The sequence below is a fragment of the Halomonas sp. 18071143 genome (assembly GCF_019211725.1).
GTDB classification, from domain to species: domain Bacteria; phylum Pseudomonadota; class Gammaproteobacteria; order Pseudomonadales; family Halomonadaceae; genus Vreelandella; species Vreelandella stevensii.
The window spans coordinates 1,386,503-1,409,544 of record NZ_CP078120.1 but is presented as its reverse complement, the minus strand read 5'-3'; the positions used below and the strand labels follow the sequence as shown (position 1 = coordinate 1,409,544).

Below are 23,042 nucleotides of genomic sequence, written 5' to 3'. Positions count from 1 at the left end.
TTAAAACATCGTATTCAATGACTCAATTATGACAGGCTAGTGGCGTTCATTGGCCGACAACAGCGCACACCCTTCGGGTAGCAACACCTTGAGCGCCAACGGCACCACTTCGGCCGTAAAGCGCTCGTAGCGCTTTGCTTCGCCATCCAGGGTCAGCGGCCAGGGGTCATCGTCCGGCCTGGTGGTCACGGTCAATTGGCTGGCCGTGAAGTAGCGCACGTAGCGGCCGTCCGGCGGAAAATGCTGCAGCTCGCCTAACAAGGCAGGCAGTTCCAGCACCGAACGGAAATCCTTGACCAGCAGGACATCCAGCCGCCCATCGTCCAACCGGGCCCTGGGTGCCAGCACCTGACCGCCCCCTGATTGACGCCCGTTGCCCAGCGCCAGCAGCAGCAGCGAAGCGGCCTGTTCGCTGTCGGCCCAATGCAGCGTGCCGTGATAACTGCGGTGCCGCCACGCCTTGAGCGCGCCCATTAGCGAGTAGGCACCCCCACCCAGCATGCGCTTGAGGGTCTTGGGGGTCGAAGAGGTAATTTCGGCCCCAAAGCCACCGGTGGTCATGTTGACGTAGTAGCTGACCGACTGCTCGCCGTTGGCTTCCGCCGTCATGCGAATCACGTCGATGGGCGCCGCTGCGAGCGAGATAGCCGCTTGCAGCGCAGGCCCAGGCTCCAGGGGCAGCCCTACCGACGTGGCGAAATCATTGGCACTGCCCAACGGCACGATACCCAGCGGGGGGCGGTGGTCATGGGGTAGGCGCATCAATCCATTGACCACCTCGTTGACTGTGCCATCGCCGCCACAGGCCACCACGTGGGTCGCCCCCAAAGCCTCTGCGTCGGCCGCAAAGTCGGCGGCATCGCCCCCTTCCCAGGTGGCACGTACCGTGATGGCAACGCCTGCCTTGCGCTGGGCGGCTACCGCCTCGCGCAGCTCAGGGTCGCCCGCTGATTTTCCGTTGATGATCAGTAGATAGTGCTTGTTCGGATCTGTCACTGGCGCGTTTCCTTTCCCTGGTTAAACCGCAAGAACGATCTTAAGCCAATGCTTTTTCGACCACCTCGTAGACGTTCGCCGAAAGCGGCTCCTGGCGAATGCGCATCAGTTCCTGGCGCATCAGCTGCTGGCGAGCCTCGTCAAAGCGCTGCCAGCGGGTCAACGGCGTGATCAGCCGTGCAGCAATTTCCGGGTTGAGTCGATTCAACTCGATCACCACATCGGCCAGTAAAACATAGCCCTGCCCGTCCAGGCGATGGAAGTTCACCCGGTTCTGAGTAAATGCCCCCACCAGCGCACGCACCTTGTTGGGGTTCTTGATCGAGAAGGCCGGGTGCTGCATCAAGTAGCGTACCCGCTCCAGCACATCCGCCTGAGGCCGGGTAACCTGGATGGTAAACCACTGGTCCATGACCAGCGGGTCGTGGGCCCACTTTTCGCCAAACGTTTTCAGGGCAGGTGCCGCCAGGTCGTCACGGTCGCTGTGCGCCAGCAGCGTCAGGGCGTGCCGAACATCGGTCATGTTGTGTCCCGCCGTGAACTGCGCTTCGCACAGCGCCACGGCTTCGTCATCCTCGATCGACATCAGATAGGAGAGCGCCACGTTTTTGAGGCTGCGCTGGGCAATTTGTTCAGCCGAAGGTGCATAGGCCGCATCACTGAGATTATCCTGGTAGACCGCCAGGAACTCCTCGCGTAGGGCCAGCGCCAACGACTGGCGAACGAATTCTCGCGCCGCATGGATGGCATCCACATCGACGATCGGCTGCAGCTCGGCAATGTAGGCCTCGGTGGGCAGCGTGAGCATCTCGGCCAGCACGGCCTTGTCCTGCATGGGGCCCGTCAACAGGGTTCTGAAGGCCTCCACCACGCGACCGTCCATGACTTTTTCGACCCCATTGCGATGAGCGGCGATCAGATCGTCCAGCGCCAGCATGGCCAGCCGCTGACCGGCATCCCAGCGATTGAAGCCATCGCTGTCGTGGGTCAGCAAGAACGCCAGCTCTTCCCGTGAATAGGGGAAGTGCAGCTTCACCGGGGCCGAGAAATCGCGCAGCAGCGAGGGTACTGGCGCTTCAGGAACGTCGGTGAACACAAACGTCTGCTCATCGTCGGTCAAGTGCACCACGGCATCCTTGCCCAGCGACTCGCCGTTCAGCATCAGGGTCAGGTCATGGCCCGACTTGGTGCCGACCAACCCCATACGCACGGGGATGTGCAGCGGCTGCTTCACCGGCTGGCCGGGCGTCGCCGGGGTACGCTGGCGCAGCGTCAGGCGGTACACGGCATTGGCATAGTCGTATTCGCCGTTGGCGTCTATCTCGGGGGTGCCCGCCTGAGCGTACCAGCGCATGAACTGCTCCAGATCCAGCCCCGATACTTCGGCCATGCAGCCGACGAAGTCTTCGATAGTCACCGCCTGACCGTCGAAGCGCTCGAAGTAGCGGTCGGCACCGCGACGGAACGCCTCCCAGCCCAGCAGGTTGCGCAGCATCCGTACGATTTCAGCACCCTTTTCGTAAATGGTCAGGGTGTAGAAATTGGTGATTTCGATATAGTGGTCTGGGCGTACGGGGTGAGCCGTGGGGCCTGCATCTTCAGCAAACTGCGCCGTACGGAAAAACGACACGTCCTGAATACGCTTGACCGGCGCCGAGTTGACGTCCGCCGAGAAGCACTGGTCCCGGAAGACCGTGAAGCCCTCTTTCAGCGACAGCTGAAACCAGTCCCGACAGGTGACCCGGTTGCCCGACCAGTTGTGGAAGTATTCGTGGGCCACGATGCCCTCCACGTTCTGGAAAGCCGCATCGGTGGCGGTATCCGGGTGGGTCAACACGGCTGCCGAATTGAAGATGTTCAGCCCTTTGTTCTCCATGGCCCCCATGTTGAAATCGTTTACCGCCACGATCATGAACAGGTCCAGGTCATACTCACGCCCGTAGGTCTGCTCATCCCAGGCCATGGAGCGCTTCAGCGATGCCATGGCGTGATCGGTCTTGTTCAGGTTTTCCTGCTCTACCCACAGCTGAAGGGTCACGCGACGACCGCTCAGGGTCGTGAAGTGATCCTCGACCTTGTGCAGATTGCCTGCCACCAGGGCAAACAGGTAGCAGGGTTTGGGATGCGGGTCTTCCCAGGTGACGAAGTGACGCCCGCCAGGCAGCTCGCCACGCTCGACGGGGTTGCCGTTGGCCAGCAGCACCGGCTCGCTTTCGGCATCGCCCACCACCGTGACTCTGTAAGTGGCCATGACGTCGGGGCGGTCAGGATAAAAGGTGATACGCCGAAACCCCTCGGCCTCGCACTGGGTACAGTACATGCCGTTGGATTGATAGAGCCCTTCCAGAGCGGTGTTGGTGCTGGGTGAAATCTCGACCTCACTCTCCAGCACGAACGCCTCGGGCACCTCACCAATGGTGAGCTGGGTATCGCTCAACTGGTACTCGCTCTCTGCCAGCGAGCGACCGTCGAGTTCGAGCGAGCGCAGGGTCAAATGCTCGCCATTGAGCACTAGCGGCGCCTGCGGCGCGGCCTGGGCATGGCGCTCAATGGTCAAACGTGCCTTGACACGGGTCGCGGTGGGGTCAAGATCAAACGTCAGCTCGGTATGGGTGACCTGATAGTCGGGCGGCTGGTAGTCGCTTAAATAGACCGGCTGCGGATCAGACATGATTCGTGACTCCTGTGGGCAATAAAGTGAACGCGCCATGGCAGCCTTCGGCTGCACGACGCGGCTATGCGGTTGTGATCAGTCGCGGAAATTATCGAACTGAAGCGGCAGGTCGGGCCCCTCTTCGCCTCGCAGCAGGGCCATTACGCTTTGCAGGTCGTCGCGCTTCTTGCCCGTCACGCGCACCTTTTCACCCTGAATCTGGGCCTGCACCTTGAGCTTGCTGGCCTTGATACGCTTGACGACGTCCTTGGCTTCAGCCTGGTCGAGCCCCTGCTTGAGCACTACTTCCTGACGAGCTTTCACCCCGGAAAGCACCGGGTCCTTGACGTCCATGCAGCGCGCATCGATACCCCGTGCGATCAGCCGACTGCGCATCACATCGAGCATCTGCTTGAGCTGGAAGTCGACTTCGGCTTCCAGCTGTACCTTGTCGCCTTCCAGCGCAAAACTGGCGTCCACGCCTTTAAAATCAAAACGCGACTGTACTTCGCGGTTCGCCTGATCCACCCCATTGGCGGCTTCGTGTTGATCAAACTCTGACACAATATCAAAAGATGGCATGACCTGTTTCCTATCGAGACATAGCCTCCTATTCTAGAGCAGCAAGGCACTCAGCGGCCAATTCTGTTACCCGAAGTTTTTACTCAGCGTAAATTCGACAGGGCACGACACCCCATCACGAGGAGATTCGATGAGCGATCGCGAGACGCGCCACAAGGCGGCCATGGAAAAACTCAAGGCCCACGTGGACGAGAAAGTCGCCAAGGCCACCGAGCAACGTGGCCTGCTGCTGGTCAATACGGGCAACGGCAAAGGCAAGACCACGGCTGCCTGGGGCACCGTGACCCGGGCGCTGGGCTACGGCTATAAAGTCGGCGTCGTGCAGTTCATCAAGGGGCTATGGGAGTGTGGCGAGCGCAATCGCCTGGAAGAAGACCCGCACTTGAGCGTTGCCATCATGGCCACCGGCTTCACCTGGGATACCCAAAACCGCGAGGCCGACACCGCTGCCTGCCAGGCCGTATGGCAGCAGGCCGAGGCCATGCTGAGCGACCCCGACACCTACCTGGTGGTGCTCGATGAAATCACCTACATGCTCAAGTTCGGCTATCTCGACATCGCCACGGTAAAACAGGCCTTGGCCAATCGACCAAGGGAGCAAACCGTCATCATCACGGGGCGCAACGCCCATCGCGAGCTGGTGGCCATGGCCGACACGGTAACGGAAATGCAGGAGGTGCGTCACGCCTTCAATAACGGCCTGCAGGCGCGGCGCGGCATCGACTTTTGAGCGTGCGCCAAGGCTGCAAACAAAACGGGGCGACGTCACCGTCGCCCCGTTTGGCTGGCATCGGCAGGTATTAGCTGTCGAAGGGATTGCGCAGCACGATGGTTTCCACGCGGTCAGGGCCGGTAGAGATGATATCGATGCTGGTGCCTACCTGCTCTTCCAGGTAGCTGATGTAGGCACGAGCGTTGGCGGGAAGATCTTCGACCTTCCTGGCGCCCAGAGTCGACTCTTTCCAGCCCGGCAGGTCGTGATAGACCGGCTCGACGGCTTCGTAGCCCTCTGAGTCCACCGGATTGTCGAGCACTTCACCGTCCTTGCTGCGATAGCCGACACAGACGCGAATGTTCTCCAGGCCATCGAGCACGTCCAGCTTGGTCAAGCAGATACCCGAGACCGAGTTGATCTGCACGGCGTGGCGCAGGGCCACGGCGTCGAACCAGCCACAGCGACGCGGACGCCCGGTGGTAGCGCCGAACTCATGGCCGCGCTCGGCCAGGTGGCGGCCGTGGTCGTCGAACAGCTCAGTAGGGAACGGGCCAGAGCCTACACGCGTGGTGTACGCCTTGGTGATACCCAGCACGTAATCCAGGTACAGCGGGCCCACGCCAGAGCCGGTGGCGGTACCACCGGCCGTGGTGTTGGAGCTGGTCACGTAGGGGTAGGTACCGTGGTCGATATCCAGCAGCGAGCCTTGAGCCCCTTCGAACAGAATGTTCTCACCGGCCTTGCGCAGGTCGTGGACCATGCTGACGGTATCGCTGACCATCGGGCGCAGCTCTTCGGCCATCTGCATGGCGCTGTCGAGCACTTCCTGGAAATCCACCGCCGGTTCGCCGTGGTAATTCACCAGGACGAAGTTGTGGTAATCGAGAACTTCGCCCAGCTTGGAGGCAAAACGCTCGCGATGCAGCATATCGCCCAGGCGCAGGCCACGACGGGCGACCTTGTCTTCATAAGCCGGGCCGATGCCACGACCGGTAGTGCCGATCTTGGCCACACCGCGGGCCTTCTCACGCGCCTGATCCAGGCGCACGTGGTACGGCAGGATCAGCGGGCAGGCTGGCGACAGGCGCAGACGCTCACGCACCGGCACGCCCTTGGCTTCCAGCTCACGAATCTCCTTGATCAAGGCTTCCGGAGAGAGCACGACGCCATTGCCGATGACGCAGGTCTTGCCCGGACGCAGCACGCCGGACGGAATCAGGTGAAGAACGGTTTTCTCACCATCGATGACCAGCGTGTGGCCAGCATTGTGGCCACCTTGAAAACGAACCACGGCAGAGGCGGATTCGGTCAACAGATCGACGATCTTGCCTTTGCCTTCATCGCCCCACTGAGTCCCCAGGACTACGACATTCTTACCCATTATGCACTCGTCTCTTGTGTCAGGGCCGCTGTCTGCCAACGGCCGTCGATAAACTCAAGACGGCGGTCACAGTTGTGTTCCGCCGGCCCAGTACGCTGCCCAGGCAGCGCTTGAATAACGCGTTCACCCTGCTCGCGCAGTGCCACGATGGCAGCATTGAGCGACTCATCCTCCTGGGCTGGCGCCCACACCGCTTTGCGGTCAGGAGACGCTGGCGCCAGGGAGGCCAGCTGTTTCAGATCCATCGAGAAGCCCGTCGCCGGGCGGGCACGCCCAAAGGCACGCCCAGTATCATCATAGCGCCCCCCTTTGGCCAATGCGTAGCCATAACCGGGAACGTAAGCCGCAAACATCATGCCGGTGTGATACTGATAGCCACGCAGCTCGGCCAGGTCGAAGTACAGGGCCACGTCGAAACGCGCCAACACCCCTTTGTACAGCGCTTCCAGCTGATCCAGCGCGGCGTTGACCGGCGCCGGTGCGCCAGCAAACCGCTCACGCGCTTCGCTCAGCACGTCGGCATTGCCGTGCAGTTCGCCAAGCGCCATCAGCATCTCCGCCAATACCGGATCCTTGACGCTGGCCGCCACTTGCTCGGCCAACTGCCCAGGCGATTTGAGCGCCAGCGCCTCGAACAGCGCCCGCTCCTGCTCTTCGCTGAGCGCAGCGGCTTCGACCAGGCTGCGATAAATACCGATATGCCCCAGCGCCAAGTGGATCTCACTGGCACCGGCGGCATGCAGGCTGGCAAGCGCCAGGTGAATGATTTCGCTGTCGGCTTCAAGCCCCGCATGGCCAAACAGCTCGACACCCACCTGCACGGGGCTGCGCCCCCCCTGGTGCTGGTCGGCCTTGGCACGCAGCACGTTGGTGCAATAGCACAGGCGTACCGGCCCCTGACGCTTCAGCGAGTGCGCATCCATTCGCGCTACCTGGGGCGTGACGTCTGCCGAGGCGCCCATCATGCGACCCGTCAGCTGGTCGGTCAGCTTGAAGGTTTGGAGGTCGAGGTCGGTACCGGTACCGGTCAGCAGCGAGTCGAGAAATTCTACCGGTGGCGGCATTACCTGGTCATAGCCCCAGGCGTGATAAAGATCGAGCAGCGCACGGCGCAGCTCTTCCATGCGGCTTGCCTGAGGCGGCAGCACCTCATCCATGCCGTCGGGCAGTAGCCAGCGGTCAGCGATGGTCATGTGAACAATCCTGCAAGACGATGAAGGCCCGGCCGACGGCACCAGGTGGGCATCTTGACCTGCCCGGCCTGATAACGCACGTAACATGGGGCCACAAAAAAACCGGGCGACGCCCGGTTGATAAAGTCTACCACGTTTGGAGCCCAGTTGAACCCCGCCGGGCGCATCGCCCAGCGGGAAACCAGCATCCTTCGCTTACTCGTCGCTGGCCGGCATGGCGCTGCGCAGGTAGCGGAAGAAGTCGCTGTCTGGCTCCAGTACCAGCAGGTTGCCGTCGCCGGAGAAGCTCTGGCGATAGGCGTTCAGGCTACGCCAGAAGGCGAAGAATTCCTGATCCTGGCTGTAAGCCTGGGAGAAGATCGCGGCGGCTTCGGCATCCCCTTCACCACGCAGGGTCTCGGAACGCTCGTTGGCTTGCGCCAACAGAACCTGACGGCGGCGGTCGGCGTTGGCGCGAATACGCTCGGCCTCTTCCTGACCCTGGGCACGCCACTCGCGCGCTTCACGCTCACGTTCTGAGCGCATCCGCTCGAAGACGGCAGCGGATACGTCTTCCGGCAGGTCGATCCGCTTGATACGAATATCACGAATCGCCACGCCCAACTCTTCACGCATCAGCTCGTCGAGTTCGCCGGTGGGTCCGGTCATCAGGTCATCACGGCGCTCGGCAATGATTTCCTGAAGATTGAGACGACCGAACTCATTACGCAGGCTTTCGTCGACACGGGGCTGAATCAGGCGCACCGCCATCATCTCGTCACCCGCAGTGGCCTCGTAGTAACGGGTGGGGTTGACCACCTGCCACTTGACGTAGGAGTCGACGATGACCGCTTTCTGCTCGAGGGTCAGATAACGGCTGGTATCGGTATCGAGGGTCAACAGACGCACATCGAACTTGCGCACGGTCTGGGCAATCGGAATCTTGACGTGAAGCCCAGGCTGAATGTTCTCTTCGATGACTTCACCAAAGCGCAGCTTGACGGCACGCTCGGTCTCATCCACCACGTACAGGCTGTTGCTAGCCAGCCAGGCAACTGCGGCCAGGCCACCCACGATCAGCAGGGAACGGTTATTAATCATTTAGCGACCCTCCCTGCGAATGGACGAACTACTGGATGATGACGAAGCGCCACCCTGACTGGTACGCAGCGAATCGAGCACGCGCGGGTCGATAGCGTCACTGCTGTTACTGCTGCTGTCGTTGCTGCTGGAGCTGCTCGAACCGCTGCTGCTTCCACTGCGCATCTGATCCAGCGGCAGGTACATCAAGGGCGCATTGTCGCTGATATCCAGCAGCACCTTGGGCGTGTTCCCAAAGACTTCTTCGATGGCATCCAGGTACATACGCTCGCGCATCACTTCCGGTGAGTTCTGGTATTCGGTCAACAGCGCATTGAAGCGGTTGGCCTGACCCTGTGCTTCGGCAACGACCGATTCACGGTAACCCTGCCCCTGCTCTACCACGCGCTGAGCCTGACCTTGTGCAGCCGGGATGATCGCGTTGGCATAAGCCATACCTTCGTTGATGGTCCGCTGGCGATCTTCGCGGGCACGGATAACGTCATCGAAAGCATCGATCACTGGCGCGGGCGCCGAGGTGGACTCGATGTTGATGGTCTGCAGACGAATACCGGCACCATAGGCATCCAGATAGGTCTGCAGGCGGCTGGCCACAGAGCTACCGAGAATTTCACGACCCGAGGTCAGGATGTCGATCATGTCGGTGCCGCCCACCACGTGACGCAGAGCCGAGTCCAGCGCATTCTCGATGGAGAGTGCCGGATCGCGCACATTCAGTACGAAATCACGCGGATTGGCCACCTGATACTGGGCAGAGATTTCGACTTCGACGATGTTTTCATCGCGAGTCAGCATCGACTGGGTCTGTGCAACGGAGCGAACGCGGGTGACGTTCACCATACGCACATCGTCGATCAGCGGCGGATTCCACTGCAGACCGGGACTAACGATGCCCTGGAACTCACCAAAACGCAGCACGACGCCACGCTCGGACTGATCGACCAGATAGAAACCGGACGCACCCCAAATGGCCAGCGCCACGATCAGTAGCAAGCCGGGCAGTGCAAACGAGTTGCGCGGCTTGCCGCCGCCCTTGTTGCCGCCGCTACCGCCACCGCTCTTCTTGCCGCCGCCCAGCATGCCGTTCAGCTTGTCTTGAAACTTCTTGAGCGCTTCATCAAGGTCGGGAGGCCCCTGGTTGTTACCACCGTTCCCACCATTGCCTCCGCCGTTGTTGCCGCCGTTATTACCACCACGGTCACCGCCGTTATTGTTGCCACGACGCCCCCCGCTGCTCCAGGGGTCGTGCTGGTTGCCACCACCGGGCTCATTCCAGGCCATACTTCGTCTCCACTAAGGTGTTCACCTGCACCGTACCTTGCGCTCTGGCAGGGCCGAGTGCTTTTGATATTATTGCTATATCAATCTTGTACCACACTTCCACAACACTGCACCATGGGCAGCAAGGGAGTCGGCACTTGAAGGGCTACCATTCGTCAGATTCGCGTAATGCTTCTGGTAAATAGGTATTGGCGCGCTCGCCCAGCTGGGCCATCAGCTGATTGAAATCACGCCGCGGCAGGCGCACGTCCAGTACGGAACGCCCCTGCTCGTCGAAACTCTCTTCGCGTACGGCATTCAGCTCGTGTAGGCCAGCGCGCAGCCTGCCCTGCTCTGGCGCCAGGGTCAACGAGAAGCCGATCACGTCATTGGCCAGACGCTCTGACAGCGCCTCGTGCAGCAGCTCCAGACCCTGCCCCTGCTGAGCAGATAGCCATACCACGCTCGGCACGCCGTGACCGTCGTACTCGATGCGCGGTGCGCTATCCAGCTTGTCGATCTTGTTCATGACCTTGAGCACCGGCACGCCGTCAGCGCCGATCTCCTTGAGCACTTCGTCTACCTGCGCCACGTTCAGTTCGCGGTCCGGGTCAGCGGCATCGATCACGTGGACCAGCAGCGTGGCTTCGGAAGCCTCTTGCAGAGTCGCCTGAAACGCCTCCACCAGCTTGTGGGGAAGATGGCGAATGAAGCCTACGGTATCGGCCAGCACCACAGGGCCGACATCCTCTATCTCCAGCCGTCTCAGCGTCGGATCCAGCGTCGCGAACAGCTGGTCGGCGGCATACACCTCTGCGCTGGTCAGCGCGTTGAATAGCGTCGATTTACCCGCGTTGGTATACCCCACCAGTGACACGCTATGGATTTCGGCCCTGGCTCGGGCGCGGCGATTCTGCTCACGCTGGCTGCGCACCTTGTCCAAACGCTTGTGGATGGACTTGATGCGGCCACGCAGCAAACGCCGGTCGGTCTCCAGCTGTGTTTCGCCAGGACCGCGCAAACCAATGCCACCTTTTTGACGCTCAAGGTGGGTCCATCCGCGTATCAGGCGGGTGGACATGTATTCTAGCTGGGCAAGTTCGACTTGCAGCTTGCCCTCATGGGTTCGTGCCCGCTGAGCAAAAATATCGAGAATCAGCCCAGTGCGATCCAGCACACGGCACTTGAGTTCCTTCTCAAGATTACGCTGCTGGGAAGGGCTTAAACTGTGGTTGAAGATCACCAGTTCTGCTTCATGGGCTGCGAGCATTGCCCGCAGCTCCTCCAGCTTCCCGGTTCCGATGAAGGTTCGGGAATCGGGTCGCTGGCGGCTGGCTGTGAGCAATGTCGCGGGCTCTGCACCGGCAGAGCGCACAAGTTCCAGGAACTCACCCGGGTCTTCTCGTGCCTGTTCATCATAGAAATCTACGTGAACAAGGACTGCCGTTTCACCGGCTTCAGGGCGTTCAAAAAACAATCAATACCTCATGGACTCTCTTGCCATCCAGCCGTCTCAGATGTCAGCGTCGGCCGCTGAGGGATCCTGTGCTGGCAGGCGCACATTGCGCGAGGGCACGACGGTGGAAATGGCGTGTTTATAAACCATCTGACTGACGGTATTGCGCAACAAGATGACAAACTGGTCAAACGATTCAATCTGGCCCTGCAGCTTAATGCCGTTTACCAGGAAAATAGAGACCGGAATGCGCTCCTTGCGCAAAATATTCAGGTACGGGTCTTGAAGGGACTGCCCTTTGGACATGTTGCTCTCCCTAAACTGTCGTTGGGGTTGGTTATCAAATGGCGCGCCCTACTGGTGCTGCGCCGCAATCTTGTTGCCCGAAAGGCCTAGTGTCGATTCGAGAGCCAGAGGCCACTCTAACACTCACTCTAAAACACTTGTTACGAAATCACTATCTTACGCTAAGCACCGCTTTCACGCACGAATTTCAGCAGCTTATCCAGCGCATCCGGCTGCTGCGTATCTATCCAGCGCAGTGCTGGCCAGCTACGCAGCCACGTCAGCTGCCGCTTGGCCAGTTGACGTGTAGCGATCACTCCCCGGGACACCAGCTCGTCCCGGTCATACTCACCATCCAGATATTCCCATACTTGACGGTAGCCAACACTTTTCATCGAGGGCAAGCCCGCATGAATATCTTTACGCTTTTTGAGGGCGGCGACCTCATCAATCAAGCCCTCATCCAGCATGGCGCCAAATCGCTGGGCAATACGCTGGTGCAATATCGAGCGATCGAGCGGCGACAAAGCTATCGACAGCACCCGCCAGGGAAAGGTTTCCGTTTCCTGCTCAGCCCACAGTTCACTCATCGGCCTGCCACTGGCATGGAACACTTCCAGAGCACGCATCAGCCGCTGCGGGTCGTTGGGGTGAATGCGCGCCGCCGAGACCGGATCCACGCTGGCCAGTTCGCGATGCAGCGCTGCCAGCCCTTGCTCTGCCTGCATGGCCGCCAGCCGCTCACGAATGAGTGGGTCTGCTGCGGGCAGATTGGCCACCCCTTCCACCAGGCGTTTGAAGTAGAGCATGGTACCGCCCACCAACAGGGGGACTTTGCCTGCCGCGCTGATTTGCCGCATCTCGCGCAGCGCATCTTCACGAAAATCAGCGGCGGAATAGGGGTCTGCCGGGTCCCGCAGGTCGATCAGCCGATGGGGCGCGCGGGCCAGCTCCGCAGCACTCGGTTTGGCGCTGCCGACATCCATGCCACGGTACACCATGGCCGAATCGACGCTGATCAGTTCGTGCCCCAGGGTTTCGTGCAGTGCAATGGCCGCATCGGTCTTGCCTGCCGCGGTAGGCCCCATCAAGAAAATCGCCAAAGGGCGCTGATCAACCATCGGTCTGGCCTGCTTCACGGAATAGGTTCATAGGGGGTGTCTCAAGGCTACTGGCCACGCAAGAACAGACGATCGAGCGCCTTCATGTTCATTTGCGTCCAGGTGGGGCGACCATGGTTACACTGCTCGCTACGCTCGGTGCGCTCCATGTCGCGCAGCAGCGCATTCATTTCATCCAGGGTCAGGCGGCGATTGGCGCGCACGCTGCCATGGCAAGCCATGGTGGAGAGCAGCTCGTGAATGCGCGCCTCTACCTGATGGGTGCGGCCAAAGCGCGACAGCTCCTCCAGCATTTCACGCACAAGTGCCTCGGGGTCTGCCTGGGCCAGCAGGGCTGGCAACTGGCGAACCAGCAGCGTTTCCGGCCCTGCCACGTCCAGCTCGATACCTAGCTGCGCAATGGCCTCGCGCTCGCTTTCGGCCGTCGCCACTTCGCTGCGGCTGGCGGCCAGCGACACCGGCACCAGCAGCGGCTGAGCATCGATCCCCTGCGCGGCAGACCACTGCTGCTTCATGCGCTCATAGACGATACGCTCATGGGCCGCATGCATATCCACCAGCACCAGCCCCTGGGCGTTCTGAGCCAGAATATAAACACCATGCAGCTGACCCAGCGCGAATCCGAGCGGCGGCGCGGCCGTGGCATCCTCCTGGGGCATGACGGGCGGCGCCTCGCGCACCTGATGAGCTTCAGGCATCGTGGCCGTTGGCGGGCTGGGCTGAGGCGTCAGCAGCGTCTCTTCATGGTCGGGGTGAAGCGCCTGGTAACCCTGCATGAACCGCCGCACCCGCTCGGCTCCTGGGTGGCGACCCTCACTCTCCGCTAACGCCATGCCCTGCTGCTGCCAGCGTGGCGCCGAGGCCGCAGGCGGCTCGGCATCAGACGTAATCGACTCGGCTTGCGGGGCTTGGTCAACCTCGGGCTCGGCAACTTCACTGGGCCGAGACACTGCCAGGCAGTGATGCAGGCTGGAGTAGAGAAAATCGTGCACCATGCGCCCATCGCGAAAGCGCACTTCATGCTTGGTGGGGTGAACGTTGACGTCCACCACGTCCGGGTCCAGCTCCAGGTAGAGCACGAAGACCGGATGCCGACCGTTGTAGAGCACGTCTCGGTAGGCCTGACGCACCGCGTGGGCCACCAGCCGGTCGCGCACGACGCGCCCATTGACGAAGAAATACTGCTGGTCCGCCTGGGAGCGCGAGTGCGTCGGCAGACCCACCCAGCCACTGAGTCTTAGCCCACCGGCTTCCCGCTCGATGTAGCGGGCATGCTCGATGAAGTTCTTGCCCAGCAGCGAAGCGATGCGCCGCTCTCGCGCGGCGGCGGTATCCCCGGGCGGCAGTTGATGCACCACTTTCTGATTATGGCGCAGCACCCAGCCAATATCGTAACGCGACAAGGCCTGGCGGCGGAACGCCTCTTCCACATGGGCGAACTCGGTCTTCTCGGTGCGCAGAAACTTGCGTCTGGCCGGCGTGTTGAAGAACAAATCACGCACCGCCACGCTGGTACCACGCGGGTGCGGCGCAGGCGTCACTCTGGCCTCCATGCCACGCCCTTCCGCCACCACCCGCCACCCTTGGCGAGGATCGTCTTCAGCATTGGATACCAGCTCCAGCCGGGAGACCGAGCTGATGGAGGCCAGCGCCTCCCCGCGAAACCCCAGCGAACTGACGCCTTCGAGATCTTCCAGGCTGGTGATCTTGCTGGTGGCATGACGCGCCAGGGCCAGCGGCAGGTCCTGCTCGCCGATACCGATGCCGTCGTCGCGGATCTTGATCAAACGGGCGCCGCCCTGCTCGATATCCACCTCGATGCGCTGGCTGCCCGCATCGATGGCGTTTTCGATCAACTCCTTGGCCACCGACGAAGGCCGCTCGACTACTTCTCCGGCCGCAATCTGGTTCGCCAGACGGGGGTCCAGTACCTGTATCCGCCCAGCGGCAGAAGTCAATTCAGCCAACCTTCACCTCACCTGTTTTCGTTGCTTCGTTTCCATAGCGCTGTTGCCCCGGCCTGCTCGTCATCCGTTTCAAGAGCTGGGAATGCGCAGCACCTGACCCACACGAATCACGTCGCCGTTCAGGTCATTGGCCTGCTTGAGCTGGTTCACCGGCACGCCGTGGCGAATCGCGATGGCCGACAGGGTATCGCCAGACTGGATACGGTATTCGTTGCCCGTGGGGCGGCGCTGATTGTCGCGCTGCCAGGCCAGCAGGCTGGCCGGTGGCGGGTTGCTCTGAAAATGCTCGCGCAGGCCGCTGAAAATCGCCGTCGACAGGCCTTGCTGATGCACCGGGTCGCGTAGCCGTCGCTCTTCGTCGGGATTGGAAATGAAGCCCACCTCGATCAGCAGCGACGGAATGTCCGGCGACTTGAGCACCATGAAACCGGCCTGCTCCACGCGACTCTTGTGGAGGCGATTCACCCGACCCAACTGCTCCAGCACCTGCCCACCGATGGAGAGCGAGTCGTTGAGCGTGGCCGTCATGGTTAAGTCGAGCAGTACGCCACGCAGCACCTGGTCCTTGTCGCGCAGCGACAGACTGCCGTCGACACCGCCTATCAGGTCGGCGCGGTTTTCGCTATCGGCCAGCCACTGAGCGGTTTCCGAGGTGGCACCCCGCTGGGAAAGCGCATACACCGAGCTGCCTTGCGGCCGGGGGCTGGTGAAGGCATCCGCATGGATGGAGACGAAGAAATCGGCTTTCTGCTCTCGGGCCAGCTGGGTACGCTGGCGCAAGCCAAGATAGTAGTCACCGTCACGAATCAGCACGGCCTTGAAGCCTTCGGTTCGATTGACATCAGCGGCCAGGCGACGGGCTATCTCCAGCACCACGTCCTTCTCCCGAGTACCGGCAGGCCCGATGGCGCCGGGGTCTTCCCCTCCGTGCCCGGCATCGATGGCGATGATGATGTCGCGGCGCGGGTGGGGCTGCGCAGGCTGAACCTCCACCGGCTGGGTGGGTGCTTCTGGCACATCGGCCACCGCACTGGGGACATCTGCCTGCTGGGCCTGGGCACTACGCTGGGCCATGATCTCCTGGTCGCGGATCATCGCCTCGATGGGGTCGATGGGGTTTTCGACGGCGCTTTCACCGGGGTACTCCAGATCCACCACCAGCCGGTGACCGTACTGATCGTTGGGCGGCAAGGTGAAATGGCGTGGAGAGATATCACGGTTGAGTTCCAACACCACCCGCAGGCCGCCGCCATCGCGCGTGCCCGTACGCACCGAAGCGATAGCGCTACCCTCCAAGGGCAGCGTCGAGACGTCGGTATCGAGCTGGCTGTCGTCGAGGTCGATGACCAGCCGCGCCGGATTATCCAGGGTAAACACATTGGCCTGGGCAGCGGCACTCAAATCGAACACCAGCCGCGCATGATCGGGCGCCGCCCACAGGCGCATGCTCTCGACGGTCGCTGCCTGCAACGATGCACTACTCATCAAGAGCAGCGCGCACCCGGTGGCCAACCTGCCTGCCCAGGCAACCAATGACTGTCTCATGTCCATTGAACCACACCACACTCCTGTTGCTGTTCAGCCGCCAGCGTTTCGAGCTGAGCCAACGCCGCAACTCCATGCGGCGTCTCGGCACTTAATGTCAGCAGGCGACCGGGTGACGCCACCTGCAAGCGTATCCATAGATCGGGCGCGGGCAGCCAGCCAGCGCCCTGGCTGGGCCACTCCACCAGGCACAAGGCCTGGTCGGACAGCACCTCTCGCCCGCCGATGAACTCCAGCTCTTCCGGGTCGGCAAGGCGGTAAAGATCCAGGTGATAAATCCGCTGCTCGCCTAGCTCGTAGGGCTCTACCAGCGTGTACGTGGGACTTTTGACCGCCCCCTGATAACCGTAGGCACGCAAGATGCCTCGCGTCAGCGTCGTCTTGCCTGCCCCCAGGTCGCCTTCGAGATACACTCGCCCGCGACCTTCCAGCGCCTTGCCCAGCGCTTCTCCAAAGGCAACGTGGGCCATTTCGTCACTTGATTGCACCTGCATGTGGGCTGCCTTCACGGGTTGATAAACGCTCGTGCATAGGATGCCAGATCACTTGCCAACAGGCCACGCTCTCCGCTGGCTTTCGCGGCGGCATCACCCGCCAGGCCGTGTACCATGACACCCAGCCAGGCGCTCCACTCCAAGCGGTCATGCTGGCCTGCCAAGGCTCCCAGCATGCCGCTCAGCACGTCACCCATCCCGCCGCTGGCCATGCCGGGATTCCCATACGGGCATACCACCAGCCCACTGGGGCCGACGATCAGGCTGCCTGCGCCTTTCAGGACCACCACGCCGCCACGGGCACGCTGCAAGGCCCGCGCCGCCTCAGGGCGATCCGCCTGTACCTCGGCCACCGTGCACCCCAGCAGCCGCGCGGCTTCCCCCGGATGCGGGGTCAGTATCCAGTCATCGCGGCGCACGTCAGGCCAGCGGCTGGCCAGCAGGTTCAGGGCATCGGCATCCACCACCAGCGGCGTCGCCCCCTGCAGCGCACTTTGCAACAGCGCCTGACCCCAGGCGTCCTGCCCCAGCCCCGGGCCAATCACCACCACGTCGGCGGTGTCGGGCAACCCGGCGGCCTCCGCCCCGCCGCGCACGGCTCGGGCCATGACTTCCGGGCAGCGTACCAAACTGGCGGTAATGTGTTCCTCGGCCGTCGCCAGGGTGACCTTGCCCGCGCCTAGCCGCGCCGCCGCCTGCGCGGCCAGCAAGGCGGCCCCACCAAAGCCGGGTGCGCCGCCCATGACCAGCACATGCCCCAGGTTGCCCTTGTGGCTGATCCGCGAACGAGGTGCAAAGGCGTCGACCAGCAGCGCTTCATCCAGCCGCCATGCCGTGGGCGGGATATCGAAAAAGGCCTGGGCCTTCACGCCCAGCGGGCGAAAGTCGATCTCGCCGGTATAGGCTGGCGCGTCGCCGGTATGCAGCCCGACCTTGTCGCCAATGAAGGTAACGGTACCATCCGCCACCACCGCACTGCCCAGCACGGCCCCGCTATCCGCCGACAGGCCCGAGGGAATGTCCAGCGCCAGCACCGGCTGGTGCGCGCCATTGATGGCCTCGATGGCCTGGCGGATGTTGCCCTGGGGTTCACCAGCAAGCCCGGTACCCAGCAGGGCATCGACGATCACCTCCCCCACCAGCGTCGTGGCGGGCTGCCACTCGTCGAATCCCACCCCGGCTGCCGATGCCAGCTCCGCCGCCTTGGCCACGTCACCCGTGAGCGCTGCCAGGGGTTTGCTCGAAAGCCGCTGAACCTTGAGCCCTGCCTGCATGGCCAGGGCCGCCAGCACATGGCCATCGCCCCCGTTGTTGCCGCTTCCACACAGCACCGTGACGCTGCGGGCCTGGGGCCAACGCGAGCGAAAGCTGTGCCAGGCGCTGGAGGCCGCACGCTGCATCAGCGCGAAGCTGTCGATGCCACTGGCAATGGTGCGTCGATCCAGCTCACGCACCTGGGCTGCCTTGTACAAAGGGCGTAACGATGAGGTACTCAGTGTGGACACGGTCTCTCCTTAGCGGCTGCCATGGGCCGAGGCACCGCCGTATTCATTGACACGGCAGCACCGTGGATATCGTATGAAAGCGTAATGGGTTAGCATAGCGCGCCTGTTGCACCAATGTTGATCAACCATGCCACCTTCCTCTGATTTTTCACTCTCTGCCGAGCGACTCCAGCAACTCGCCGTGCTGATCAAGCGCTGGGGGCGCGAGCTGGGCTTTCAGCAGGTCGGCATCACCGACACCGATCTTGCCGTCCACGAGCGCCATCTCGAGCGCTGGCTGGAACAGGGCTATCACGGCGACATGGGCTTCATGGCCAAGCATGGCACCAAGCGCACCCGCCCGGCCGAGCTGGAGCCCGGCACACAGCGGGTGATCAGCGTGCGCATGGACTACCTGCCCGCCGACGTTGCCACCACCAAAGTGCTGGGGCAGCCCCAGCGTGCCTATGTATCGCGCTATGCGCTGGGGCGCGACTACCACAAACTGATGCGCAAACGGCTGGCCCAGCTGGCACGACAGATCGAGCAAGAGGTGGGCGCCTTTGGCTTTCGCGCTTTCGTCGACTCGGCCCCGGTCATGGAGCGTGCCCTGGCCCAGAAGGCAGGGCTTGGCTGGTTCGGCAAGAACGCCATGCTGCTCAACCCCCAGGCTGGCTCGCTGTTCTTTCTCGGCGAGCTGTATACCGACCTGCCTCTGCCCGTGGACCCGCCCTTCGAGCGAGAGCACTGCGGCAGCTGCAGCGCCTGCCGCACGGCCTGCCCCACCGGCGCCATCGTCGATGACAAGGTGGTCGATTCGCGCAAATGCGTCTCCTACCTGACCATCGAACTGCACGGCGCGATCCCCGTGGAGTACCGCCGGGCCATGGGCAACCGTGTCTATGGGTGCGATGACTGCCAGCTGGTCTGCCCGTTTACCCGCTTCACACGCCCGACCCAAGAGCAGGATTTTGCTCCGCGTCACGATCTCGACCGCGCCTCGCTCGTCACTCTGTTCGGCTGGAGCGAGGCGGAGTTTCTCGACAAGACCGCCGGGAGCCCGATACGCCGCATCGGCTACGAGCGCTGGCTACGCAACCTGGCGGTGGGCCTGGGCAATGCGCCATGGGGCCGTGACGTCGAAGCCGCCCTGTGGGCACGCCGCGCCTACCCCAGCGCGCTGGTCCGCGAGCACGTGGTCTGGGCACTGGCAGAGCAGCACCAGAAACGCGCAGCGCGCATCGCGACGCAAGGCTGAAAACGTTAGCGCTAATCAATCCTTCTGGTCGCTGCCGGGCGCCACGCGCAGAAAAGTGCTGCGATAGTGGGCAAGCTCGGCAATCGACTCCTTGATGTCGTCCATCGCCAAATGTACGTTGCGCTTCTTGAACCCTTCCAGCGCGCTCGGGTTCCAGCGCTTGGCCAGTTCCTTGACGCTGGACACATCCAGGTTGCGGTAGTGGAAGAAGCTCCACAGGGCGGGCATCTCGCGCTCCAGAAAGCGGCGATCCTGATGGATGCTGTTGCCACACATGGGCGATGAGCCGGGTACCACGTAGCGGCTCAAAAACGCCAGCGTCTGCTGCTCGGCCTCTTCGGTACTCACCTGGCTGGCCTTGACCCGCGCCACGAGCCCCGACTCACCGTGGGTTTTCTGGTTCCACTCATCCATGGCGGCCAGCAGGCTGTCCGGCTGCTTGACGGCAATCACCGGTCCTTCGGCCACCACGTTGAGATGCGCATCGGTGATCAGCGTGGCCACTTCGATGATGCGCTCCTTGTCCGGCTCCAGGCCGGTCATTTCCAGGTCGATCCATACTAGCAGGTCGCTGCGCGGGTTGACGGCTTGCTCACTCATTCGTCTCATTCCTTGGCCAAAGTCGCTCCAACACGAGCGATGTGCATAAAAGTGTCGCTTATATTGCCTTGCACCGCACCCCGTAGGGGACAGTGGGTGGCTCAGGTGGTTACAATGCCTGCTATTGTAACGATCATCGGGTGGTCATGAGCAAACGTAAATTAAGCCGTCAGCAGCAGTGGCGCGTCGAAAAAATTCAGGCCGAGCGCGCTCAGCGGGCGGAAAAACGCGACGCGCGGGATGCCGAAAAGCTCTCCGCCGGGGAGTATGGTCCCGAACAGCCAGGCCGTGTGATGGCCCACTTCGGCCGTACCCTGGAAGTTCGCGATGCCGACGGCACCCCGGTACGCTGCCATCTGCGCGCCAACCTGGAAGGGCTGGTGACCGGCGACCGGGTGATCTGGCGAGCGGGTCAGGATGGCTCTGGCGTCGTGGTGGCCCGGGAGGAGCGCGACACGATCCTCAAACGCCCGGATGCCAGAGGGCAGCTCAAGCCGGTGGCCGCCAACATCGACCAGTTGCTGATCGTCTTTGCGGTGGAACCCGCGCCGCACCCCAACCTGATCGACCGCTACCTGGTCGCCGCCGAGGCCACCGGCATCACGCCCGTACTGGTGCTCAACAAGACTGACCTGCTGCCAGAAGGCGGTGGCGAACTTGGCCAACTACTGGAGCGTTACCGCCAACTGGGCTATCGGGTGGTGCGTACCACCACGGCCAACCCTGACGGCCTGAACGCCCTGCGTCAGCAGCTGGAGGGCCGTACCTCGGTGTTCGTCGGCCAGAGCGGGGTAGGCAAATCCTCGCTGATCGATCTGCTGCTGCCGGACGAGACCCTGCGCATCGGCGCCCTCTCGGAAGATTCGCGCAAGGGGACTCATACCACCACCACCGCCAGGCTCTACGCCATGCGCAGCGACGAAGTGCACGACGGCGAGCTGATCGACTCCCCCGGCATCCGCGAATTCGGGCTGGTGCACCTCGATGAACAGGAAGTGACCAACGGCTTCATCGAGTTTCACCCCTACCTGGGCCAATGCCGTTTCAGGGATTGCCGCCATCGCAATGAGCCCGGCTGTGCTTTACTGAATGCCGTCGAGGCGGGCAAGATTCACCCAGAGCGCTTTACCAGCTACCGACGCATACTGGATAGCCTGAACACCCAGGCCTGACGGCTGACGCCGATGGCTCAGATTACTTTCATTGCAGGGACAGGGAGCCGACCATGACCAACAGCCACTCTTCCGAAACCAACGTGCTGCCACTGATCGTCGAACCAGAACAGCTCGTCGAGCATCTGGGCGACCCTCAGCTCTTGATCGTCGATGTGCCACTGAATGGCGACAGCTACCGGCAGGGGCACGTGCCCGGCGCCATTTACCTCGACTACCGCTATTTGATGCGCGGCGAGGGCCCGGTCCCCAGCGACGTGCCCTCCGTGGCGTTTCTCTCGCAGCTGTTCAGCGCCATGGGCCTGACCCGTGATACCCACGTGGTGGCCTACGATGACGAGGGTGGCGGCTGGGCCGCTCGCCTGCTCTGGACGCTAGAGCTGATTGGCCATACCCGCTACTCCTACCTGAATGGCGGCATTCATGCGTGGCGCGACGCGGGCCTCGAAGAGAGCACCGACCCCACGGCCCCCACGCCCAGTGACTATCAGGCCGACATTCTCAATCCTCAGGCCGCCATCAGCCGCGACGAGATTCTCGACAAGCTGAACGACAAGCAGTTCGCCATCTGGGATGCCCGTTCGAAGGCCGAGTACGACGGTGAGCGTGGCAACAACAAGCACCTGGGCCACATCCCCGGCGCGGTGAACATGGATTGGGTAGATGCCATGGATCATCAACGCGCGCTGCGCATTCGCGACTACGCCGAACTGATCACCGAACTGGGCGCGCTGGGCCTGACACCGGACATGGAGATCGCCACCCACTGCCAAAGCCACCACCGCAGCAGCTTTACCTGGCTGGTGGGCAAGGCCCTGGGCTTCAACATTCGTGGCTACGCGGGCTCCTGGGGCGAATGGGGCAATCGCGACGATACCCCCATCGAACGCTGATGCCTGCCATGCGCCAACGACACTCAACCGACATCGAGACAAAGACACCACTGTGACCGTTTCTCAAAAAGCCTTTTCGCTACTGCAGTACCCACTGCCCCATCACGCGCTTTCCCGGCTGACGGGCAAGGTCGCCGCGTGCGATCAACCACGGGTCAAGAACGCCGTCATCAAGGCGTTCATCAAACGCTTCGACGTGGACATGAGCCAAGCACTGGAACCGGACCCTACCGCCTACGCCACGTTCAACGACTTCTTCACTCGGGCACTGAAGCCCGATGCCCGCCCCCTGGGCGACGGCATCCTCAGCCCGGCCGACGGCACCCTTTCGCAGTTTGGCCGCCTGTGCGCAGGCGACATCGTGCAAGCCAAGGGGCATCGCTATTCGGTGCATACATTGCTGGGGGGGGACGATGCGCTGGCCCAGGAGTTCATGGCAGGCAGCTTTGCCACCGTCTACCTCTCCCCTCGGGATTACCATCGCGTGCACATGCCGGTGACCGGTGCGCTACGCGAAATGATCTACGTGCCGGGGCGGCTGTTCTCCGTCAATCAGGCCACCGCCAACTACGTGCCCGGCCTGTTTGCGCGCAATGAGCGTCTGGTCTGTATCTTCGATACCGAGCACGGCCCCATGGCCATGGTGCTGGTGGGTGCCATGATCGTGGCCGCCATCGAGACCGTCTGGGCAGGCCAGGTGACCCCGCTGGCGGGCACGCCCCAGCGGATGGTCTTCGGCCAGCCCATCGTGATCGAAAAAGGCGCCGAGATGGGCCGCTTCAAGCTGGGCTCCACGGTGGTCACCTGCTTCGCCAAGCCGATCACCTTTGCCGAGCATGAGCTGGGCGCCAAGGTGGCCATGGGCCAATCCCTGGCAACGCCGCAGGCGTCATAGCCAGCGCCCGGC

Annotated in this window: 20 protein-coding genes; 5 read left to right on the top strand and 15 right to left on the bottom strand. The window is 62.3% G+C overall.

The genetic code is table 11. From position 1 onward, the window contains the following. Window positions 1-36 precede the first annotated feature (36 nt). From yegS to KVY02_RS06485, 3 genes are all read right to left on the bottom strand, one after another. A complete protein-coding gene (gene yegS, locus KVY02_RS06495) occupies window positions 37-996 on the bottom strand; it encodes a lipid kinase YegS (protein WP_218314819.1) in 960 nt (319 codons plus the stop codon). 40 nt (window positions 997-1,036) lie between these two features. Further along, window positions 1,037-3,667, bottom strand: coding sequence for an aminopeptidase N (pepN, locus tag KVY02_RS06490; protein WP_218314818.1), 2,631 nt, complete (start codon window positions 3,665-3,667; stop codon window positions 1,037-1,039). Between the two features lie 78 nt (window positions 3,668-3,745). Next, window positions 3,746-4,231: a YajQ family cyclic di-GMP-binding protein gene (locus KVY02_RS06485; RefSeq protein ID WP_218314817.1), complete on the bottom strand. Its 486-nt coding sequence runs from the start codon at window positions 4,229-4,231 to the stop codon at window positions 3,746-3,748. 130 nt (window positions 4,232-4,361) lie between these two features. Between KVY02_RS06485 and cobO the strand changes: the two genes are divergently transcribed. After that, window positions 4,362-4,961: a cob(I)yrinic acid a,c-diamide adenosyltransferase gene (gene cobO / locus KVY02_RS06480; RefSeq protein WP_016913452.1), complete on the top strand. Its 600-nt coding sequence runs from the start codon at window positions 4,362-4,364 to the stop codon at window positions 4,959-4,961. Window positions 4,962-5,031: 70 nt separating this feature from the next. On the opposite strand, the gene KVY02_RS06475 is transcribed toward cobO, so the two are convergent. The 11 genes from KVY02_RS06475 to KVY02_RS06425 all read right to left on the bottom strand — a co-directional run bounded on the left by KVY02_RS06475 (window position 5,032) and on the right by KVY02_RS06425 (window position 18,233). After that, window positions 5,032-6,327 carry an adenylosuccinate synthase gene (locus KVY02_RS06475; RefSeq protein WP_081194201.1) on the bottom strand — a complete coding sequence of 432 codons (1,296 nt, stop codon included), beginning with the start codon at window positions 6,325-6,327 and terminating at the stop codon, window positions 5,032-5,034. Beyond that, window positions 6,327-7,520, bottom strand: a complete 1,194-nt coding sequence (locus KVY02_RS06470) for an ATP phosphoribosyltransferase regulatory subunit (protein WP_218314816.1) — start codon at window positions 7,518-7,520, stop codon at window positions 6,327-6,329. Before KVY02_RS06470 ends, KVY02_RS06475 begins: the two co-directional genes overlap by 1 nt. 195 nt (window positions 7,521-7,715) lie before the next feature. Next, a complete protein-coding gene (gene hflC / locus KVY02_RS06465; protein WP_016913449.1) occupies window positions 7,716-8,600 on the bottom strand; it encodes a protease modulator HflC in 885 nt (294 codons plus the stop codon). Continuing rightward, window positions 8,601-9,881, bottom strand: coding sequence for an FtsH protease activity modulator HflK (hflK, locus tag KVY02_RS06460; protein ID WP_218314815.1), 1,281 nt, complete (start codon window positions 9,879-9,881; stop codon window positions 8,601-8,603). A 145-nt stretch (window positions 9,882-10,026) separates the two neighbouring features. Further along, window positions 10,027-11,337 carry a ribosome rescue GTPase HflX gene (hflX, locus tag KVY02_RS06455; RefSeq protein ID WP_016913447.1) on the bottom strand — a complete coding sequence of 437 codons (1,311 nt, stop codon included), beginning with the start codon at window positions 11,335-11,337 and terminating at the stop codon, window positions 10,027-10,029. A gap of 36 nt (window positions 11,338-11,373) precedes the next feature. Next, entirely contained in the window at window positions 11,374-11,622 is a 249-nt protein-coding gene (hfq, locus tag KVY02_RS06450) for an RNA chaperone Hfq (protein ID WP_016913446.1), read from the bottom strand. Between the two features lie 161 nt (window positions 11,623-11,783). Further along, entirely contained in the window at window positions 11,784-12,722 is a 939-nt protein-coding gene (miaA, locus tag KVY02_RS06445; RefSeq protein ID WP_218314814.1) for a tRNA (adenosine(37)-N6)-dimethylallyltransferase MiaA, read from the bottom strand. Window positions 12,723-12,769: 47 nt separating this feature from the next. Then, window positions 12,770-14,680 carry a DNA mismatch repair endonuclease MutL gene (gene mutL, locus KVY02_RS06440; RefSeq protein WP_218315053.1) on the bottom strand — a complete coding sequence of 637 codons (1,911 nt, stop codon included), beginning with the start codon at window positions 14,678-14,680 and terminating at the stop codon, window positions 12,770-12,772. Between the two features lie 78 nt (window positions 14,681-14,758). Next, the gene (locus KVY02_RS06435) at window positions 14,759-16,240 is read right to left on the bottom strand and encodes an N-acetylmuramoyl-L-alanine amidase (RefSeq protein ID WP_371317406.1); all 1,482 of its coding nucleotides are present in this window, start codon (window positions 16,238-16,240) and stop codon (window positions 14,759-14,761) included. Further along, entirely contained in the window at window positions 16,231-16,728 is a 498-nt protein-coding gene (gene tsaE / locus KVY02_RS06430; RefSeq protein WP_016913442.1) for a tRNA (adenosine(37)-N6)-threonylcarbamoyltransferase complex ATPase subunit type 1 TsaE, read from the bottom strand. Before tsaE ends, KVY02_RS06435 begins: the two co-directional genes overlap by 10 nt. A gap of 11 nt (window positions 16,729-16,739) precedes the next feature. Then, entirely contained in the window at window positions 16,740-18,233 is a 1,494-nt protein-coding gene (locus tag KVY02_RS06425) for a bifunctional ADP-dependent NAD(P)H-hydrate dehydratase/NAD(P)H-hydrate epimerase (RefSeq protein ID WP_016913441.1), read from the bottom strand. 127 nt (window positions 18,234-18,360) lie between these two features. Between KVY02_RS06425 and queG the strand changes: the two genes are divergently transcribed. Beyond that, complete coding sequence (gene queG / locus KVY02_RS06420) at window positions 18,361-19,470, top strand: tRNA epoxyqueuosine(34) reductase QueG (RefSeq protein WP_218314812.1); 1,110 nt, start codon at window positions 18,361-18,363, stop codon at window positions 19,468-19,470. Between the two features lie 15 nt (window positions 19,471-19,485). Here the strand turns inward: queG and orn are convergent, their stop codons facing one another. Beyond that, window positions 19,486-20,070, bottom strand: coding sequence for an oligoribonuclease (gene orn / locus KVY02_RS06415; RefSeq protein WP_218314811.1), 585 nt, complete (start codon window positions 20,068-20,070; stop codon window positions 19,486-19,488). 146 nt (window positions 20,071-20,216) lie between these two features. On the opposite strand from orn, the gene rsgA reads away from it, so the two are divergent. From rsgA to asd, 3 genes are read left to right on the top strand one after another with little or no spacing between them, the layout of a single operon-like run. Continuing rightward, on the top strand, window positions 20,217-21,242 hold the full coding sequence (gene rsgA / locus KVY02_RS06410) for a small ribosomal subunit biogenesis GTPase RsgA (protein ID WP_026001635.1): 1,026 nt from the start codon (window positions 20,217-20,219) through the stop codon (window positions 21,240-21,242). A 53-nt stretch (window positions 21,243-21,295) separates the two neighbouring features. Further along, entirely contained in the window at window positions 21,296-22,135 is an 840-nt protein-coding gene (locus tag KVY02_RS06405; RefSeq protein ID WP_218314810.1) for a sulfurtransferase, read from the top strand. 52 nt (window positions 22,136-22,187) lie between these two features. Further along, window positions 22,188-23,030, top strand: coding sequence for an archaetidylserine decarboxylase (asd, locus tag KVY02_RS06400; protein WP_039177575.1), 843 nt, complete (start codon window positions 22,188-22,190; stop codon window positions 23,028-23,030). The last annotated feature ends 12 nt before the right edge of the window (window positions 23,031-23,042 follow it).

Coding starts and splice junctions, on each gene's coding strand:
- pepN (WP_218314818.1), bottom strand. CDS start 3,667: ATGTCTGATCCGCAGCCGGTCTATTTAAGCGACTACCAGCCGCCCGAC.
- KVY02_RS06485 (WP_218314817.1), bottom strand. CDS start 4,231: ATGCCATCTTTTGATATTGTGTCAGAGTTTGATCAACACGAAGCCGCC.
- cobO (WP_016913452.1), top strand. CDS start 4,362: ATGAGCGATCGCGAGACGCGCCACAAGGCGGCCATGGAAAAACTCAAG.
- KVY02_RS06475 (WP_081194201.1), bottom strand. CDS start 6,327: ATGGGTAAGAATGTCGTAGTCCTGGGGACTCAGTGGGGCGATGAAGGC.
- KVY02_RS06470 (WP_218314816.1), bottom strand. CDS start 7,520: ATGACCATCGCTGACCGCTGGCTACTGCCCGACGGCATGGATGAGGTG.
- hflC (WP_016913449.1), bottom strand. CDS start 8,600: ATGATTAATAACCGTTCCCTGCTGATCGTGGGTGGCCTGGCCGCAGTT.
- hflK (WP_218314815.1), bottom strand. CDS start 9,881: ATGGCCTGGAATGAGCCCGGTGGTGGCAACCAGCACGACCCCTGGAGC.
- hfq (WP_016913446.1), bottom strand. CDS start 11,622: ATGTCCAAAGGGCAGTCCCTTCAAGACCCGTACCTGAATATTTTGCGC.
- miaA (WP_218314814.1), bottom strand. CDS start 12,722: ATGGTTGATCAGCGCCCTTTGGCGATTTTCTTGATGGGGCCTACCGCG.
- KVY02_RS06435 (WP_371317406.1), bottom strand. CDS start 16,240: ATGGACATGAGACAGTCATTGGTTGCCTGGGCAGGCAGGTTGGCCACC.
- tsaE (WP_016913442.1), bottom strand. CDS start 16,728: ATGCAGGTGCAATCAAGTGACGAAATGGCCCACGTTGCCTTTGGAGAA.
- queG (WP_218314812.1), top strand. CDS start 18,361: ATGCCACCTTCCTCTGATTTTTCACTCTCTGCCGAGCGACTCCAGCAA.
- orn (WP_218314811.1), bottom strand. CDS start 20,070: ATGAGTGAGCAAGCCGTCAACCCGCGCAGCGACCTGCTAGTATGGATC.
- rsgA (WP_026001635.1), top strand. CDS start 20,217: ATGAGCAAACGTAAATTAAGCCGTCAGCAGCAGTGGCGCGTCGAAAAA.
- KVY02_RS06405 (WP_218314810.1), top strand. CDS start 21,296: ATGACCAACAGCCACTCTTCCGAAACCAACGTGCTGCCACTGATCGTC.